The 1,140-nt window shown below is 75.2% G+C and carries 1 protein-coding gene and 1 pseudogene; both read right to left on the reverse strand.

The window, feature by feature from the left end; genetic code table 11:
- Positions 1-29: 29 nt before the first annotated feature.
- A complete protein-coding gene (locus tag EPN98_RS24480; RefSeq protein WP_293365629.1) occupies positions 30-782 on the reverse strand; it encodes an FtsQ-type POTRA domain-containing protein in 753 nt (250 codons plus the stop codon).
- Positions 775-1,140, reverse strand: a pseudogene (locus EPN98_RS24485) (UDP-N-acetylmuramate--L-alanine ligase); the annotation flags it as partial. The gene EPN98_RS24480 and the pseudogene EPN98_RS24485, both read right to left, overlap by 8 nt.

Below are 1,140 nucleotides of genomic sequence, written 5' to 3' on the forward strand. Positions count from 1 at the left end.
GAGCTGGTCCCTGACGGGTCCCTGACGGGTCAGCGCGCGGACGTCGTCGGGCTGCCCGGCACGCTGACGTCGTAGACCTGGGCGTCCTGGAGGAGGAGGACCTCGAGGACCTTGGCCTTCTCCTCGGACTGCGCCGAGCTCCCCCACCGGACCCGACGGCCGTCCTTGAGCTCGAGGGCGATCTGGTCGACGGTCAGCACCTCGACGTGCTTGACGCGGGCGGCCAGGTCGCTCGGGAGAGCGGCCACCACCAGCGCGGCCTCGCGCAGCGCGTCGCCGCTCGTGGTGGCGGTCGTGCGCACCCGAGGCAGCCCGTCGGGGGCCTCGCGGTAGGTGCCGAACACGATGCCCTCGGCGTCGAGACCGCGCAGCGAGCCGGCGATCTCCACGACGGCCACGGCGGTGCGTTCCTCGACCTCGATGAGAACGTCGTGCGGCCACTGCCGCGACACCTCGGCCGACTTCACCACCGGCAACGACTCGACCCGGCGCTGGATGGCGTCGAGGTCGACCCGGGCCAGCGGGTCGCCGAGCGGGACCTGGGCGACCTCGCGGACCTGGTCGTCGGTGAGGGTGCGCTCGCCGGTGACCTCGACGCCGTCGGCGGCCAGGGCGTCGGAGAAGTAGACCGCGTAGGTGCCGCCGCCCACGAGGACGACGAGCAGCAGCGCGGCCACGACGTACTTCCACGCCAGCCAGCGGCGGGCCCACTGCCGGCGGGCGAAACGCCGCCGGGTCTGGAGCGCGGCGCGCTCCTCAGGAGTGTGGGCGGGCCTAGCCATCACGGTCCGCCAGCAGCGCCAGGATCCGTGGCCCCAGCTGGGTGACGGTGCCGGCGCCGAGGGTGACCACCAGGTCGCCCGGTCGGGCGCGGCGCACGACCTCGGCGGGCACGGCGTCGAAGTCGGGGACGAACGCGACCCGCTCGGCGGGCAGGGGTACGGCGTCGGCCACGAGGGCGCCGGTGACCGCGGGGTCGGCCTCCTCGCGGGCGAGATAGACGTCGAGCACCACGACCTCGTCGGCGGCGCCGAGCGCCTCCCCCATGGCGACCCCGAAGAGGCGGGTGCGGGAGACGAGGTGCGGCTGGTAGGCCACGACCACGCGACCGGCGCCGGCGACGGCCCGGGCCGCGGCGAG

Source organism: Phenylobacterium sp. (genome assembly GCF_004299445.1).
GTDB lineage: Bacteria > Pseudomonadota > Alphaproteobacteria > Caulobacterales > Caulobacteraceae > Phenylobacterium.

Coding starts and splice junctions, on each gene's coding strand:
- EPN98_RS24480 (WP_293365629.1), bottom strand. CDS start 782: ATGGCTAGGCCCGCCCACACTCCTGAGGAGCGCGCCGCGCTCCAGACC.